The sequence below is a fragment of the Brevundimonas sp. Br13 genome (assembly GCF_055391505.1).
The window spans coordinates 1,066,169-1,079,207 of record NZ_AP044008.1; the positions used below are offsets into that span (position 1 = coordinate 1,066,169).

Here is a 13,039-nt window from a genome sequence, read left to right on the forward strand (position 1 = left end):
ACGTCCGAAGCGGCGCCTTGGCTCCGAACGTCAGGCGTCAGCGCGCGCCCAGCCGCTCCAGCAGATCGGCGGCGAAGCTGGACAGGGTGTCGTCGCGCGCTCCCATGACCAGGACGCGGTCGCCGGGTCGGGCCATTTCGACGATGCGGTCGCCGCAGGCCGCGCGGTCGGGCAGGGCCTCGGCCTGACGGCCCGCCTCGCGCACTCCTTCAGCGATGGCCTCGCTGCCGACGCTGCGGTCGGTGGTGCCGCCGTAATAGACCGGCTCGGGCATCAGCAGGACGTCGTCCTCGCGCATCAGGCCGACGAAACCGTCGATGAACTCCCGTCGCATCAGTTTCAGGGGGCCGAAGCCGTGGGGCTGGAACAGGATCAGCAGACGCCCGTCGAAGGCGTGCAGCGTCTTCAGGGTGGCGGCGATCTTGTCGGGGTTGTGGGCGAAGTCGTCGATGACGGTGACGGCGTTGACGGTCCCGACCACCTCCATTCGCCGCCGAATGCCGGCGAAGCTTTCCAGCGCCTTGACCGCCTCGGCCGTCGAGACGCCCAGGGCCTTGACCGCGCCGAGCGCCGCAAGCGCATTGGCGACATTGTGGGCGCCGGGCACGTTCAGCCTGACGTCGAACTCGCTCCAGCCCTCGATCAGGCGGAACCGCATGCCGGTCGGCTGGGGCTGAAGATCGTGGGCGGACAGGTCGGCCGCCTCCTCGCCCAGGGCGAAGGTGATCGCCTTTCCGGGCGCCAGGTCCTGCGCCAGGGCCGCCGTTTCGGGATTGTCCAGGTTCAGCACCGCCGTGGCCGCCCGCTGGACGAAGCCGCCGAACAGGTCGCGCAGCTCCTCCATCGACTTGTGGTCAAGCGAGATGTTGGAGACGACCGCCACGGTCGGGACGTAACGGGCGATCGAGCCGTCCGATTCATCGACCTCGGACACGAACAGATCCGACCCGCCGATCAGGGCGCTGGCGAACGGATGGTCGGCGTCGGCGAAATTCTTCATCACCGCCCCGTTCATGACGGTCGGATCGCGGCCGGTCTGGTGCAGGATCCAGGCGATCATGCCGGTGATGGTGGACTTGCCGCTGGTGCCCGCCACCCCGATCGAGGTGGGGGCGGCGTTGAACAGTTCGCTGAGCAGTTCGGGGCGGGTCTTGATCGTCGCCCCGACCCGGCGGGCCGCGCCGATGTCGGGCACCGTCTCCTCGACCGCGCCGGTGGCGATCACGATCTGATCGGGCCGGGTGACGCCCGATCCGTCCTGGGGGTGCAGGGTGACGCCGTGGGCGCGCAGCCAGTCGAACTTTTCAGGCGTGCGGCCCTGGTCCAGCGCCCGGTCCGAGCCTTCGATCCGGGCGCCCTGGGCCTGGACGATCAGGGCCAGGGGCAGCATGCCCGACCCGCCGATGCCGCAGAAGAAATAGGAGGCGTCTTGGTTCATGCCCCCTTAGAACAGGGGATCGGGCCGATCCGCCAGAGGCGGACTGCAATTTCGACGAAGAAGACGACGTGACGAGCAACACCTTCAAGATCGGCGTGGTCTGCGCCAGCTCGCGTTTCTCAAAGGAGCGGGCCGAGGCGATCGAGGCCTGGATGGCCCAGCACCATCCGGACCGTGAGGTCTCGGTCGTGTTTCACCCCGCCTGTTTCCTGAAACACGGCCATTTCGCCGGCGACGACCGGGCGCGGGCCGACGCCTTCGTGGAGTTCGCCAACGACCCGCGCATCGACGCCGTCTGGTTCGCGCGCGGCGGCTATGGCTCGTGCCGCATCGCCGAGGCGGTGATCCCCCGGCTGAACGCGGTGGCGCGCAAGAAACGCTATCTGGGCTATTCCGACGCCGGCAGCCTGCTGGCCGGCATGTACAGGGCCGGGTTCGAACATCTGGCCCACGGGCCGATGGCGTCGGATTCGGTGCGGGACGACGCGACGGCCAAGGGCGCCCTGGCCTGGCTGACGACCGGCCGGACGGACTGGATCGAGCCGTCGCTGGCCGGCGACCCCCGACCCGCCGTCGCCTTCAACCTGACCATTATCGACCAGTTGGTCGGCACGGATCTGGAGCCCGATCTGTCCGGGCACGTGCTGATGCTGGAGGAGGTGTCGGAGGCCGCCTACAGGATCGACCGGATGATGTTTCACTTGACGGGTCAGGACTCCATCCGACGTGTTGCAGGAATTCGCCTGGGACGTGTTTCTGATGTCACGCCAAACGATCCCGACTTCGGCCAGACTCCGGAGGAGATCGTTCGCTACTGGTGTTTGAGGTCCGGCATAGAATTTCTCGGGTCGGCTGATATCGGGCATGATGTCGCCAACAAAATCGTGCCCTTCGGCCCCCATAGGTAAAAAGACGGCGCGACGTGAAAGACACAGTCCGGCCATGATCCGCATCACCTCGGTCGGCGCCCTCTCGACACAGCGTGCGAGTGAACGTCAGATGAAGGTCCGCGAGGCGTTAGGACTTCGTTAGCCAAGGCGTTGGGGGACGCTGCGGTTACGCCTTCTGCGATGCGGCGGTTCGTTCGGACCTCGGGGGATGCCCGGACGAACCGCCTGATCGTTCTGCGACAGTCATTCAGTCCTACTTCGCTCATCCAGATACGACATCCACGCTGCTCGTCCGGCGTCGGTCGGGACGACCCGGGTCCGCGGCTTGCGGCCGAGGAAGCCCCGTCGCAGTTCGACGTATCCGGCGTCCTCCAGCCGCGACAGGTGACTGGACAGGCTGTTGTTGGGGACGGCCAGGGCCTGGGCGAGTTCGGTGAAGTCGGCGGCCTCCGCGGCCGACAGATAGGCCATCACCCCGGTCCTTATCGGGTGAGCGAAAGCGGGATCGACGGCGGCGTGTGCAGTCACCTCCGCTTCTCGCGTATGAGAAGAACGGCCGGAACGAAGGCGAGGAAAATCAGGCTGGCGCAGATGATCGGCAGGGCGATCGGAGACTCTAGGCGGGACCAAGCCAAGCCTCCTGCCGCTGCGAAACTCCCGACCGCCACCAGAAAGAGCCATCGCCGATCGCTTGACAGGGCGGTGATCCACCACGCCGCGCCCCAAAGGACCAGTATGATCGACAGCATGACGGGGCTGGTGTGAACGGCGTCGGTAAAGGGCTCGTCGCGTGTGTAGATGCGGAAGACGATATAGGTCACGATCAGCGCCACGAAGCTGGCGGACCATGTCGTGGAGGCTGTTCGGCTAAGGCGAACCCGGTTCGGACCGAGGGTGCGCCAGGCGGTCCAGATCAGGGTTCCAAAGAAGGCCAGGTGGGACGTAATGATGGCCCAACGGCCTACGAAGTTGGAGATTGGTCCTTCGACAGGAGAGCCGGGCTTGGGCAATCCCTCGATCATGACGCCCGCCAGGATCGCCAGAAGCGCAAAACCATAGGCGCCGCCGAATACGGCGATCAGCAACAGGAAGGGCGCCGGTTCTCCACGACCCGCAACCGCCAGTCGTTTGAGGTAGGCGAGATCGTCGTCTTGGCGAGAAGGGGCATCGGTCATGAACTGTCTCCATTGCGACGTGACTACTTTAAATATTAAACTAGTCCAGTCAAGCGCCGCAGCCGTTTGACGAGAGTCGCTTGTGAGCGCTGCGGGCGCTATGGATCGCCGGGTGCGTTTCGACGAAAGATTCATTGATGAACTGAAGGCTCGCCTTCGGCCGTCCGACGTGATCGGGCGGACGGTGAAGCTCAAGCGGCAGGGGCGGGAATATGTCGGCCTGTCGCCCTTCTCGAAGGAGAAGTCGCCGTCCTTCTTCGTCAATGACGACAAGGGCTTCTTCCACGACTTCTCGTCCGGCAAACACGGCGACATCATCTCCTTCCTGCAGGAGACCGAGCGGCTGAGCTTCGTCGAGGCGGTGCAGCGGCTGGCGGGCGAGGCGGGCATGCAACTGCCGGCCGAAGACCCCAAGGAGGCCGAGCGCGAGCAGAAGCGCTTAGGCCTGTCCGAGTGGATGGACCTGGCCCAGAAATGGTTCGCCGCCAATCTGCGCCGCACGCCGGGCAAGGCGGCGCGCGAATATCTTGAGAAGCGCGGCCTGCCCGAGGATCAGTGGGAGCGGTTCGGCCTGGGCTATGCGCCCAATGACCGCGAGGGGCTGAAACAGGCCCTGGTCCCGCGCGGGGCGCGGCCGGCCGAACTGGTCGAGGCCGGGCTGCTGATCGCGCCGGACAGCGGCGGCCAGCCTTACGACCGGTTCCGCGACCGGCTGATCTTCCCCATTCTGGACGCGCGGGGGCGGATCGTCAGTTTCGGCGGCCGGGCCATGAACCCCGACGACCGGGCCAAATATCTGAACGGGCCGGAAAGCCCGCTGTTTCACAAGGGGGCGACGCTCTACGGCCTGCCCGAGGCGCGGCGCATCCTGGGCGCCGAGAGCCGGAACGACCAGCCGATCATCGTGGTCGAAGGCTATATGGACGTCATCGCCTGCCAGCGCGCGGGCCTGCCGGCCGTGGCGCCCATGGGCACGGCCCTGACCGAAGAACAGATGGAGCGGCTGTGGCGTGTCAGCCATGAGCCGGTGCTCTGTTTCGACGGGGATGCGGCGGGCCTGCGGGCCGCCTATCGCGCCATCGAGCGGTCGTTGCCGCTGCTGAAGCCGGGGCGGTCGTTCCGTTTCGCCCTCCTCGGCGGAGGCCAGGACCCCGACGACATCCTGCGCGACAAGGGGGCGCCGGCCCTGCGCCAGGCCCTGGCCGAGACCCATGGTTTCGCCGAGGTTCTGTTCCGTCGCGAACAGGATGTGGAGCCGCTGGACACGCCCGAGCGCAAGGCCGGGTTCAAGGCGCGGCTGCGGGCGGCGGCCGGCGCCATTCAGGACAAGGATCTGGCGGAACAGTATCGCCGCGATCTGTTCGATCGGTTCGACGCCCTGTTTCCCCGCAACCCTCCGCGGGCGCCCTGGACGCCGGGGCAGGGGCGGGGCCGTTTCGGCCCGCCGCCGAAGCTGGGCCAGACGGTCGAGGGGGCCCAGGCCATGCAGTCGCTGTTCCGCGCCGTCAGTCCGGTGGCGGCGGCCCTGGCCTATGCCGCCATCGACGACATCGAGCGGCTGGACGATCATCTGGAAGAAGTCAGCGTCCAGGGATTTGGCGACGCAGCCCTGGAGGGGTTGGCCCAGGAGCTGGTGCGGCTGCGGCTGTCGGGTCAGGCGTCGGACGCGGCCGTGGTGCGGCATCGGCTGCGTGACTCCGGCTTTGATCCGCTGTTGAAAGAGATCGAGAAGGCGGCGTCCAAGTCCGGCGCCTCCTTCCTGTCGTCCGATCTCCCCGTGGCCGAGGCGCGCGCCCAATGGCTGAAGGTGTTCGGCCTGATGACCCATCTCGCCGCCCTGTCGCGCGCCATAGAGACGGCGAAACAGGACCTGGGCCAGGGGACGGGCATCGAGGCTCTGATCCGGCTGAAGGCCGAGCGGGACGCCATCACCCGCTCGTTCGCGGCCCCCGACTTCTGGACGACCCTGGTTTGAGCCGCGCCGATTGGCGGGCTTCACGATCTGGAGTAGTCTCGCCCCATGGATGGCTCCCAACCCGTCAGGATCACGCGCGAAGGCGATCATCAGGTCGTCCACCTGCCGAGCGGCGTCGCCGTTCCGGCGGACGCGGTGGTGCGTCAGGAGGGGGAGCGGCTGATCATCGAGAAGGCCGGGCCGTCGATGGGGTCTTCCGCCCGTCTTCTGGCGGTGCTCGCGACTCTGCAGCCGATCGATGAGCGTCTCGACCCCTTCGATGATCAACCGCCTGAACCGGTGGATCTTTGAGCGGCTATATGCTGGACACCAACGCGGTGTCGGACCTGATGTATGATCCGATCGGCCCCGTCGGTCAGCGACTGGCCCTTCTGGGCCCCGTGGACGTCTGCGTCAGTCTGATCGCCGTGGCGGAACTCCGCTTCGGGACTTGCAAATCCGGTTCTCCCAGGATCGCGATGCAGTTGGAGCGCGTGCTGTCAGGATTGGCGGTGAAGGCCTGGGACGCCCCGGCGGATCGCCTCTATGGGGAGGTTCGCGCGGAACTTCAGCGTTCGGGCCGCTTGATCGGCGCCAACGACCTGCTGATCGCCGCCCACGCCCTGGCGTTGGACTGCATCCTCATCACCGACAATGAACGCGAATTCTCGCGCGTTCCGGGTCTGCGCGTCGAAAACTGGTTGCGCGAGCCGTAGGGCGGCCTTGACTCCGCCGCCTTGCGACGCCATCTGGCGCAATCGGATCATGACGCCTTAGTGCGCGAGGTCGAGAAGGCGGCGGCGAAGTCCGGCGCGCCATTCCTGGCCGCAAATGCGCCCCTCGCCGAGGCAAGGGTCCGATGGTCGCAGGCGTTTGACGACGCCTCGGTCCCGGCGCGAGAGGCGTCGGGGCGGGATGAGGGGGTTCCGTCGGCGGCAGCTGCGCGGGATGCGCTTCGCCGTGTGATCAAAGCCGGGACGATTTGGGAAGACAGCGCGGGCGCGTAACCTTACGCCTCGCCAGGCATTGTATTTTCGCCGGGGTGGACTGATCACCCCTCCGGCCGGAGACAGACTGACTATGAATGCACAGACCGAGACGCAGGACGCCGAGGTTACGACCGACGGGCCCCTGCTCGATCTGACCGACGCCGGCGTCAAGAAATTCATCAAACAGGCCAAGGCGCGCGGCTATGTGACGATGGAGGAGCTGAACAAGGTCCTGCCGTCCGAGGAAGTCACCCCGGACGCCATCGAAGACACCCTGGCCATGCTGTCGGAAATGGGCGTCAACGTCGTCGAGGCCGAGGAGGACGCGCAGGAGCAGCAGTCCACCGACGTCGCCGCCGCCGCCTCCACCGGCGTGGCCGAGACGCCCGCCAAGGCCGCCTATGACCGCACCGACGACCCGGTGCGGATGTATCTGCGCGAAATGGGCTCGGTCGAACTGTTGAGCCGCGAGGGCGAGATCGCCATCGCCAAGCGGATCGAGGCCGGCCGCGACGCCATGATCTCGGGTCTGTGCGAAAGCGCCCTGACCTTTGAGGCCATCATGGTCTGGCGCGACGAGCTGGAGAACAACCGCATCCTGCTGCGCGAGGTCATCGACCTGGACGCCACCTACGGCGTGCTGAACCCTTCGTCCCTGCCGGGCGCCGCCCCGGCTGAGGGCGAAGAGGAAGAAGACGTCGAAGAAAAACAAGTGGCTGAGGATAAGCCGGAGTCCGATGACGAGGACGACGACGACTTCGACGACGGCGGCGGCATGTCGATCTCGGCGCTCGAGGCCGAGCTGCGCGACGGGGTGATGGAGGTTCTGAACGCCATCGCCGCCGACTTCGGCGCCTTCCGCGCGTTGCAGGACAAGTTGGTCCAGGCCCGGCTGAAGGGCGAGACCCTGAGCGCCAAGGACGAAAAGACCTATCAGACCCTGACGACGACCATTTCGGATCGTCTGAAGACGATGAAGTTGAACAACAACCGCATCGAGGCCCTGGTCGAGCAGCTGTATGCGATCAACAAGCGGCTGATCGGTCTGGAAGGCCGGCTGCTGCGTCTGGCCGACAGCTACGGCATTTCACGGCCCGAATTCCTGAAGGCCTATTTCGGCTCCGAGCTGGACCCCACCTGGACCGATCGGATCAAGGATCAGGGCGTGCGCTGGACCAAGTTCAGCGAGAACGAAGCCAGCCAGATCGCGACCATCCGCGCCGACGTCGCCGCCGTGGCCCTGGAGGCCGGCCTGCCGATCGACGACTATCGCCGCATCGTCCAGACGGTGCAGAAGGGCGAGCGTGAGGCCCGTCAGGCCAAGAAGGAGATGGTCGAGGCCAACCTGCGCCTGGTGATCTCCATCGCCAAGAAATACACCAACCGCGGCCTTCAGTTCCTGGACCTGATCCAGGAGGGCAACATCGGCCTGATGAAGGCGGTCGACAAGTTCGAATACCGCCGCGGCTACAAGTTCTCGACCTACGCCACCTGGTGGATTCGTCAGGCGATCACCCGCTCGATCGCCGACCAGGCGCGCACTATCCGTATTCCGGTGCATATGATCGAGACGATCAACAAGATCGTCCGCACCAGCCGCCAGATGCTGCACGAGATCGGCCGCGAGCCGACCCCGGAGGAGCTGGCCGAAAAGCTGGCCATGCCGCTGGAGAAGGTGCGCAAGGTCCTGAAGATCGCCAAGGAGCCGATCAGCCTGGAGACCCCGATCGGGGACGAAGAGGATTCGCACCTGGGCGACTTCATCGAGGACAAGAACGCCGTCCTGCCGATCGACGCCGCCATCCAGTCGAACCTGCGCGAGACCACCACCCGCGTCCTGGCGTCCCTGACGCCGCGCGAGGAACGGGTGCTGCGCATGCGCTTCGGCATCGGCATGAACACCGACCACACGCTGGAAGAAGTCGGCCAGCAGTTCTCGGTGACGCGCGAACGGATCCGTCAGATCGAGGCCAAGGCCCTGCGCAAGCTGAAACACCCCAGCCGGTCGCGCAAGCTGCGGTCCTTCCTGGACAGCTGAAGACGATCAGGGGCGGCGCCGAAAGCGCCGCCCCTTTTTCGTTCAGCGGGCGGGCTCGACCAGGGCTGCGACGATGCGCCGGACCAGGGGCAGGATCAGCAGCAGGACCGGGAAGGCGATCAGCCAGGACAGGCCCCAGGCCTGCATCCACGCGCTGGGAAAGGCCGGGGCGAAGCCCAGGGTTCGAGCGGTGGCGATGGCTGAGACCACAAAGGTCATGATCAGCGACAGGATCAGCGGCATGACCAGTCCGGCGTAACGCGCGGGCAGGCGTCGGAACCGGACGACGGCGGGATGAGGGTGCATGGTTTGCGTCTCTCTTTAAACTCAGGTCTTCGGCGCGGGCATCCGCCGGACGAACCGGCCCCGGCCGAAGACCGGGATGGATGCGTTGCCTGACGTGAGACGCTTACGGCCGCCGAGGCGACGTGCGCTCTGTAGCAAGGTTGAGAGTGTTTCGCAACAATGGCGGCGCGGTCCCTCGCCCGCCGTTTCAAATAGAGGACCGGATGGGCCGCAAACACGTCAATCTGGGCACGGCGCCGGCCAAGGCCGATCTGCCGCAGAAGGTCTGCGCCGCCTGCGGCCTGCCGTTCGTCTGGCGCAAGAAATGGGCGCGGGACTGGGATCGGGTGCGGTTCTGTTCCGACCGTTGTCGGGCCAAGGGCGTGTCGGAAGAGCGGCGATAGGCGGCTCTCCGCCTCGTGACCGGCGGACCCGGCGGGAATCGGCTAGGACCGGAGCCATGTCCTCGTCGCCTCGTCTGATGCGCCTTTGCGCCGGCCTTTCGGTCCTGCTGGTCTTGGCCGGCTGCGTCCGGCGCGCGCCGGAGCCCTTGCGGCCGTCGCCCTATCCGGGCCAGACGGCGGCGCCTCTCGTCGGGGGGCTGATCGACCGGCCGATCGACGGGGGCACCCAGGCGGCGGTGGTGCGCGAAGGCTCCGAGCTGGGGCGGTGCATGGCCCAGCTGACCGCGGCGCGGGTGCGGTTCAGCCCCGTGCCGGATCGGCAGAACTCGGCCGTCTGCGGCCTGAGACAGGGCGGGGTGCTGGGGCCGGACCTGGGGACGGTGGCGCGGATGGCGCCCGGCGACGTCGAGATGACCTGCCAGACCGCCCTGGCGCTGAGCGTCTGGCGGCGTCAGTCGCTGGAACCGGCGGCGCGCGAGATCCTGGGGTCGGACGTGGTCCAGATCGACCATATGGGCGCCTACGCCTGTCGCAATGTGAACAACGGCGTGGGCTCCAGCCGGATCAGCGCCCACGCCCAGGCGGCCGCCCTGGACTTCGCCGGGGTGCGGCTGAGGGACGGGCGGCGGATCACGGTGACGAAGGATTGGAGCGGCGATGCGCCCGAGGCCCGATTCCTGCGCCGTATCCGCGACGACGCCTGCCGCATCTTCGGAACGGTGCTGAGCCCAGACTACAACGCCGTCCATTTCGACCATCTGCATCTGGAAGCGACCGACACACGTTTCTGCCGCTGAGACGGCGCCGAGTCGGGCCGTCGGCCGGGAGAGGCGCATGGCGAAACGGTTGAAGGTCTTCACCTGGTCGGACGGGTTTCACGCCTTCACGGTCGCGGTCAGCTCGCGGCCCAAGGCGCTGGAGGCCTGGGGCTCCAAACAGGATCTGTTCGCCACGGGCCTGGCCAGCGAACTGAGCGGCGGCCCCGACTATGAGGCGGCCTTAGCCGCTCCAGGCGAGGTGATCGAACGCGGCCTGGCCATCGACGTCGGCAAGATCAAGAAGGCGGCCGGACCGAAGAAGGCCGCCGGTCCGTCCAAGGCCCGGCGCGCCAAGATCCAGCGGCTGGAAGCCGAGCTTGAGACCCTGGACGCCGAACATCAGCAGGCGATGGCGGATCTGGCGGATCGGCTGAAGGCCTTGGAGGACGAACAGGCCGAGCGGGAGCGGACCCATGCAAAACGCCGCAAGGCCCTGACGGCGGCCCTGAAGGCGGCGCGCCGCTGAGCCCCTATGACTGGAAGATGGTTTCGAAACCGCCCCACATCATCCGCTTGCCGTCGAAGGGCATGTCCATCTCGGCGAAGCCGGGGTCGGTCTCCATCTGCGCCCAGCAGGCGTCGGCGGTGGCGCGGTCGGGCCAGGTGACCCAGGAGAAGACCACCACCTCGCCCGGCTCCAGCTTTACGGCCATGGGAAAGCTGGTCAGCTTGCCGTCGGGCACGTCCTCGCCCCAGGTCTCGACCTGGGACAGGGCGCCGTATTTCTGAAACAGGGGCCAGGAGGCCTGGGCGGACTTGACGTAGCGCGCCTTGTCCTCGGATTTCACGGGGGTCAGGAAGCCGGTCACATAGGTCATGGGGTCGTCCTTTGCTGAGGGTTCAGAGGTCGGCGACGGCGCGTTCCAGGGCCGCGACGTCGATCTTGATCATCTCCATCATGGCCTGCATGGCGGCCTTGGCGCGGGCGGGATCGGGGTCGGTCGTCAGTTCCACCAGGCGCCGAGGCGTTATCTGCCACGACAGGCCCCAACGGTCCTTCAACCAGCCGCAGGCGTTCTCGCGGCCGCCGTCAGCGGTCAGGGCGTCCCACAGCCGGTCGGTTTCGGCCTGATCCTCGGTCATCACCATGAAGGAGACGGCCTCGGTGAAACGGAAGTTCGGCCCTCCGTTCAGGGCCAGATACTCACGGCCCGCCAGGACGAACTGCACCGTCAGGACCGAACCGGCCGGGCCGGACGGCGTGTCGACCGGCGAGCGGTTGACGGCGGTGATACGGCTGTCGGGCAGAAGCGACACATAGAAGGCGGTGGCGGCTTCCGCCTCGCCGTCGAACCACAGGCAGGGAACGATCTTGTCGGCCATCACGCCACGCCCTCGGCCAGTTCGGCCAGTTGATCGGCGACGGCGGCCCAGCCCTGTTCGAAGCCCATGGCTCGGTGCGCCGACATGGCCTTTTCGTCCCAATGGCGGGCGACGGCGGTGTAGAGGGTCGCATCGTCCTCGGCCTCGAAGGTGTCGATGCGGACGAAGTTCATCTCGCCGGCCTGGGGAACCCAGCCCTCGGTGAAGGCGCCGGTCGAGACCAGTCTGCGGCCCGGAACCACCTCCAGGAAGACGCCGGAATAGGGATGACGCTCCCCCTCGGGCGAGGCCATTTCGACATTGGCCCGGCCGCCGACGCGCAGGTCCCAGTCCACCACCGGCGTGGTCCAGGGGCGGGGGCAGAACCATTCGGCGGTGCGTTGCGTATAGACGTTCCAGACCGTTTCCGGCGCGGCCCTGATCAGGCGGCTGATGCGGAGTTCGAAAATCTCGGACATGACGATCTCCGCCTCAGGCCGGCGTCAGGTCATGGGCGGCGAAGGCCTCGGGCCCGGCGGCGACGGCTGTGGGGTCCATCCACATGACCTCCCAGATATGGCCGTCGGGATCGGCGTAGCTGCGGCCGTACATGAAGCCGTAATCCTGGGGGCTGTTCGGGTCGGGCAGACCCCCGGCGCCGGCGGCCTGGGCGACCGTCGCATCCACCGCCGCCTTGTCCTCGCGCGACAGGCACAGCAGCATCTGGGCCGAGACCTGGGCGTCGGGAATGGCCCGGTCGGTGAAGCTGCGCCACTTGTCGTGGGTCAGCAGCATGACGTGGATCACGTCCGACACCACCATACAGGCGGCCGTCTCATCGCTGAACATCGGGTTTTTCGTCGCCCCGACGGCTTCATAAAAGGCGATCGAACGGTCAAGGTCGGCGACGGGCAGGTTGATGAAGATCAGTTGGGTCATGCGGCGTTCCTCTCCCTCTTTGCGGACCGTGCCTTTGGTAGTTAGAATAGTCAATAATGAAGTTAGAAAAAGTAACTGCAAAGCCAGGGCGTCGTTATCATGACGCCTGCGGGGCCGCCCATGGGCTGGATCTGATCGGCGAACGCTGGGCCCTGCTGGTCGTGCGCGAGCTGATGCTGGGCCCGCGCCGGTTCGGCGATCTGAAGAAGGACCTGCACGGCATATCGGCCAATGTCCTGACCCAGAGGCTGGAGGGGCTGGAGGCGTCGGGAGTTCTGCGGCGTCGCAAACTGCCGCCGCCCGCCTCGGTCCAGGTCTATGAGCTGACCGACTGGGGGCTGGAGATCGAGCCGGTCTTCATCGTCCTGGGGCGCTGGGCGGCGCGGTCGCCCCAGCATGATCCGACCCTGCCGATCAGCGCCGTCTCGATCATGCTGTCGTTCAAGACCATGTTCGATCCCGCCCTGGCCGGCGACGCCGCCCTGGTCCTGGGCTTCGTCTTTGAAGACGAGACCTTCCGGGTTGAGATCCGGGACGGCGGTCTGGACGCGCGGCGGGGGCCGATCGACGACACCGCCGTGGTCCTGACCACCCGCCCCGAACTGGTGGCGGCGGCCGTTTACGGCAAGGTTCCGACGGCGGCGCTTGAGGCCGAAGGCGGGCTGAGGATCGTCGGCGACCGGGCGGTCTTCGAACAGTTCACTGGGTATTTCCACCTACCAGAAAAGGTCGGATTGGAAGCGTCGCCTTAGAAGGTTTGGTAAGGCTTGTCCGGTAGTTGCGACGGGTTAACCGCTTTCGGAGCCG

The 13,039-nt window shown here is 66.7% G+C and carries 17 protein-coding genes; 9 read left to right on the forward strand and 8 right to left on the reverse strand.

From position 1 onward, the window contains the following. Positions 1 to 37: 37 nt before the first annotated feature. Entirely contained in the window at positions 38 to 1,438 is a 1,401-nt protein-coding gene (locus ACZ5M6_RS05275) for a UDP-N-acetylmuramate--L-alanine ligase (protein WP_464159847.1), read from the reverse strand. Positions 1,439 to 1,506: 68 nt separating this feature from the next. On the opposite strand from ACZ5M6_RS05275, the gene ACZ5M6_RS05280 reads away from it, so the two are divergent. Further along, positions 1,507 to 2,346, forward strand: a complete 840-nt coding sequence (locus ACZ5M6_RS05280; protein WP_464159848.1) for an LD-carboxypeptidase — start codon at positions 1,507 to 1,509, stop codon at positions 2,344 to 2,346. Between the two features lie 225 nt (positions 2,347 to 2,571). Here the strand turns inward: ACZ5M6_RS05280 and ACZ5M6_RS05285 are convergent, their stop codons facing one another. Further along, the gene (locus ACZ5M6_RS05285) at positions 2,572 to 2,856 is read right to left on the reverse strand and encodes a transcriptional regulator (protein WP_054764786.1); all 285 of its coding nucleotides are present in this window, start codon (positions 2,854 to 2,856) and stop codon (positions 2,572 to 2,574) included. Next, complete coding sequence (locus ACZ5M6_RS05290) at positions 2,853 to 3,503, reverse strand: hypothetical protein (RefSeq protein WP_464159849.1); 651 nt, start codon at positions 3,501 to 3,503, stop codon at positions 2,853 to 2,855. Before ACZ5M6_RS05290 ends, ACZ5M6_RS05285 begins: the two co-directional genes overlap by 4 nt. 112 nt (positions 3,504 to 3,615) lie before the next feature. On the opposite strand from ACZ5M6_RS05290, the gene dnaG reads away from it, so the two are divergent. The 4 genes from dnaG (at position 3,616) to rpoD (ending at position 8,484) form a co-directional block, all read left to right on the forward strand. Continuing rightward, the gene (gene dnaG / locus ACZ5M6_RS05295) at positions 3,616 to 5,478 is read left to right on the forward strand and encodes a DNA primase (protein WP_464159850.1); all 1,863 of its coding nucleotides are present in this window, start codon (positions 3,616 to 3,618) and stop codon (positions 5,476 to 5,478) included. A gap of 45 nt (positions 5,479 to 5,523) precedes the next feature. Further along, complete coding sequence (locus ACZ5M6_RS05300; protein WP_054764788.1) at positions 5,524 to 5,769, forward strand: hypothetical protein; 246 nt, start codon at positions 5,524 to 5,526, stop codon at positions 5,767 to 5,769. A gap of 8 nt (positions 5,770 to 5,777) precedes the next feature. Then, entirely contained in the window at positions 5,778 to 6,173 is a 396-nt protein-coding gene (locus ACZ5M6_RS05305; RefSeq protein WP_231681408.1) for a PIN domain-containing protein, read from the forward strand. A 364-nt stretch (positions 6,174 to 6,537) separates the two neighbouring features. Further along, positions 6,538 to 8,484: an RNA polymerase sigma factor RpoD gene (rpoD, locus tag ACZ5M6_RS05310; protein WP_152949546.1), complete on the forward strand. Its 1,947-nt coding sequence runs from the start codon at positions 6,538 to 6,540 to the stop codon at positions 8,482 to 8,484. A gap of 42 nt (positions 8,485 to 8,526) precedes the next feature. Here rpoD and ACZ5M6_RS05315 read toward each other — a convergent pair whose 3' ends face one another. Next, positions 8,527 to 8,790 (reverse strand): DUF2798 domain-containing protein, encoded by a 264-nt coding sequence (locus ACZ5M6_RS05315; RefSeq protein ID WP_054764792.1) that lies wholly within the window; start codon positions 8,788 to 8,790, stop codon positions 8,527 to 8,529. A gap of 203 nt (positions 8,791 to 8,993) precedes the next feature. Here ACZ5M6_RS05315 and ACZ5M6_RS05320 point away from each other — a divergent pair, with 203 nt between their 5' ends. From ACZ5M6_RS05320 to ACZ5M6_RS05330, 3 genes are read left to right on the forward strand one after another with little or no spacing between them, the layout of a single operon-like run. After that, complete coding sequence (locus ACZ5M6_RS05320; RefSeq protein ID WP_152949548.1) at positions 8,994 to 9,173, forward strand: DUF2256 domain-containing protein; 180 nt, start codon at positions 8,994 to 8,996, stop codon at positions 9,171 to 9,173. Positions 9,174 to 9,229: 56 nt separating this feature from the next. After that, complete coding sequence (locus tag ACZ5M6_RS05325) at positions 9,230 to 9,970, forward strand: extensin-like domain-containing protein (RefSeq protein ID WP_054764794.1); 741 nt, start codon at positions 9,230 to 9,232, stop codon at positions 9,968 to 9,970. 37 nt (positions 9,971 to 10,007) lie between these two features. Continuing rightward, positions 10,008 to 10,457, forward strand: a complete 450-nt coding sequence (locus ACZ5M6_RS05330; RefSeq protein WP_152949550.1) for a hypothetical protein — start codon at positions 10,008 to 10,010, stop codon at positions 10,455 to 10,457. Between the two features lie 4 nt (positions 10,458 to 10,461). On the opposite strand, the gene ACZ5M6_RS05335 is transcribed toward ACZ5M6_RS05330, so the two are convergent. The 4 genes from ACZ5M6_RS05335 to ACZ5M6_RS05350 are packed head-to-tail and all read right to left on the reverse strand — an operon-like array spanning position 10,462 to position 12,232. Beyond that, positions 10,462 to 10,809 (reverse strand): DUF1428 domain-containing protein, encoded by a 348-nt coding sequence (locus ACZ5M6_RS05335; protein WP_054764796.1) that lies wholly within the window; start codon positions 10,807 to 10,809, stop codon positions 10,462 to 10,464. A gap of 22 nt (positions 10,810 to 10,831) precedes the next feature. Next, entirely contained in the window at positions 10,832 to 11,314 is a 483-nt protein-coding gene (locus tag ACZ5M6_RS05340) for a VOC family protein (RefSeq protein ID WP_152949551.1), read from the reverse strand. Beyond that, on the reverse strand, positions 11,314 to 11,772 hold the full coding sequence (locus ACZ5M6_RS05345; RefSeq protein ID WP_054764798.1) for an SRPBCC family protein: 459 nt from the start codon (positions 11,770 to 11,772) through the stop codon (positions 11,314 to 11,316). The genes ACZ5M6_RS05340 and ACZ5M6_RS05345 overlap by 1 nt, the downstream gene beginning before the upstream one ends. Positions 11,773 to 11,785: 13 nt before the next feature. After that, on the reverse strand, positions 11,786 to 12,232 hold the full coding sequence (locus ACZ5M6_RS05350) for a VOC family protein (RefSeq protein WP_054764799.1): 447 nt from the start codon (positions 12,230 to 12,232) through the stop codon (positions 11,786 to 11,788). Positions 12,233 to 12,288: 56 nt separating this feature from the next. On the opposite strand from ACZ5M6_RS05350, the gene ACZ5M6_RS05355 reads away from it, so the two are divergent. After that, a complete protein-coding gene (locus ACZ5M6_RS05355) occupies positions 12,289 to 12,984 on the forward strand; it encodes a winged helix-turn-helix transcriptional regulator (RefSeq protein WP_191558194.1) in 696 nt (231 codons plus the stop codon). Positions 12,985 to 13,039 lie beyond the last annotated feature (55 nt).

Coding starts and splice junctions, on each gene's coding strand:
- ACZ5M6_RS05325 (WP_054764794.1), top strand. CDS start 9,230: ATGTCCTCGTCGCCTCGTCTGATGCGCCTTTGCGCCGGCCTTTCGGTC.
- ACZ5M6_RS05330 (WP_152949550.1), top strand. CDS start 10,008: ATGGCGAAACGGTTGAAGGTCTTCACCTGGTCGGACGGGTTTCACGCC.
- ACZ5M6_RS05300 (WP_054764788.1), top strand. CDS start 5,524: ATGGATGGCTCCCAACCCGTCAGGATCACGCGCGAAGGCGATCATCAG.
- ACZ5M6_RS05290 (WP_464159849.1), bottom strand. CDS start 3,503: ATGACCGATGCCCCTTCTCGCCAAGACGACGATCTCGCCTACCTCAAA.
- ACZ5M6_RS05275 (WP_464159847.1), bottom strand. CDS start 1,438: ATGAACCAAGACGCCTCCTATTTCTTCTGCGGCATCGGCGGGTCGGGC.
- ACZ5M6_RS05350 (WP_054764799.1), bottom strand. CDS start 12,232: ATGACCCAACTGATCTTCATCAACCTGCCCGTCGCCGACCTTGACCGT.
- ACZ5M6_RS05315 (WP_054764792.1), bottom strand. CDS start 8,790: ATGCACCCTCATCCCGCCGTCGTCCGGTTCCGACGCCTGCCCGCGCGT.
- ACZ5M6_RS05335 (WP_054764796.1), bottom strand. CDS start 10,809: ATGACCTATGTGACCGGCTTCCTGACCCCCGTGAAATCCGAGGACAAG.
- ACZ5M6_RS05345 (WP_054764798.1), bottom strand. CDS start 11,772: ATGTCCGAGATTTTCGAACTCCGCATCAGCCGCCTGATCAGGGCCGCG.
- ACZ5M6_RS05340 (WP_152949551.1), bottom strand. CDS start 11,314: ATGGCCGACAAGATCGTTCCCTGCCTGTGGTTCGACGGCGAGGCGGAA.
- ACZ5M6_RS05320 (WP_152949548.1), top strand. CDS start 8,994: ATGGGCCGCAAACACGTCAATCTGGGCACGGCGCCGGCCAAGGCCGAT.
- ACZ5M6_RS05305 (WP_231681408.1), top strand. CDS start 5,778: ATGCTGGACACCAACGCGGTGTCGGACCTGATGTATGATCCGATCGGC.
- rpoD (WP_152949546.1), top strand. CDS start 6,538: ATGAATGCACAGACCGAGACGCAGGACGCCGAGGTTACGACCGACGGG.
- ACZ5M6_RS05355 (WP_191558194.1), top strand. CDS start 12,289: ATGAAGTTAGAAAAAGTAACTGCAAAGCCAGGGCGTCGTTATCATGAC.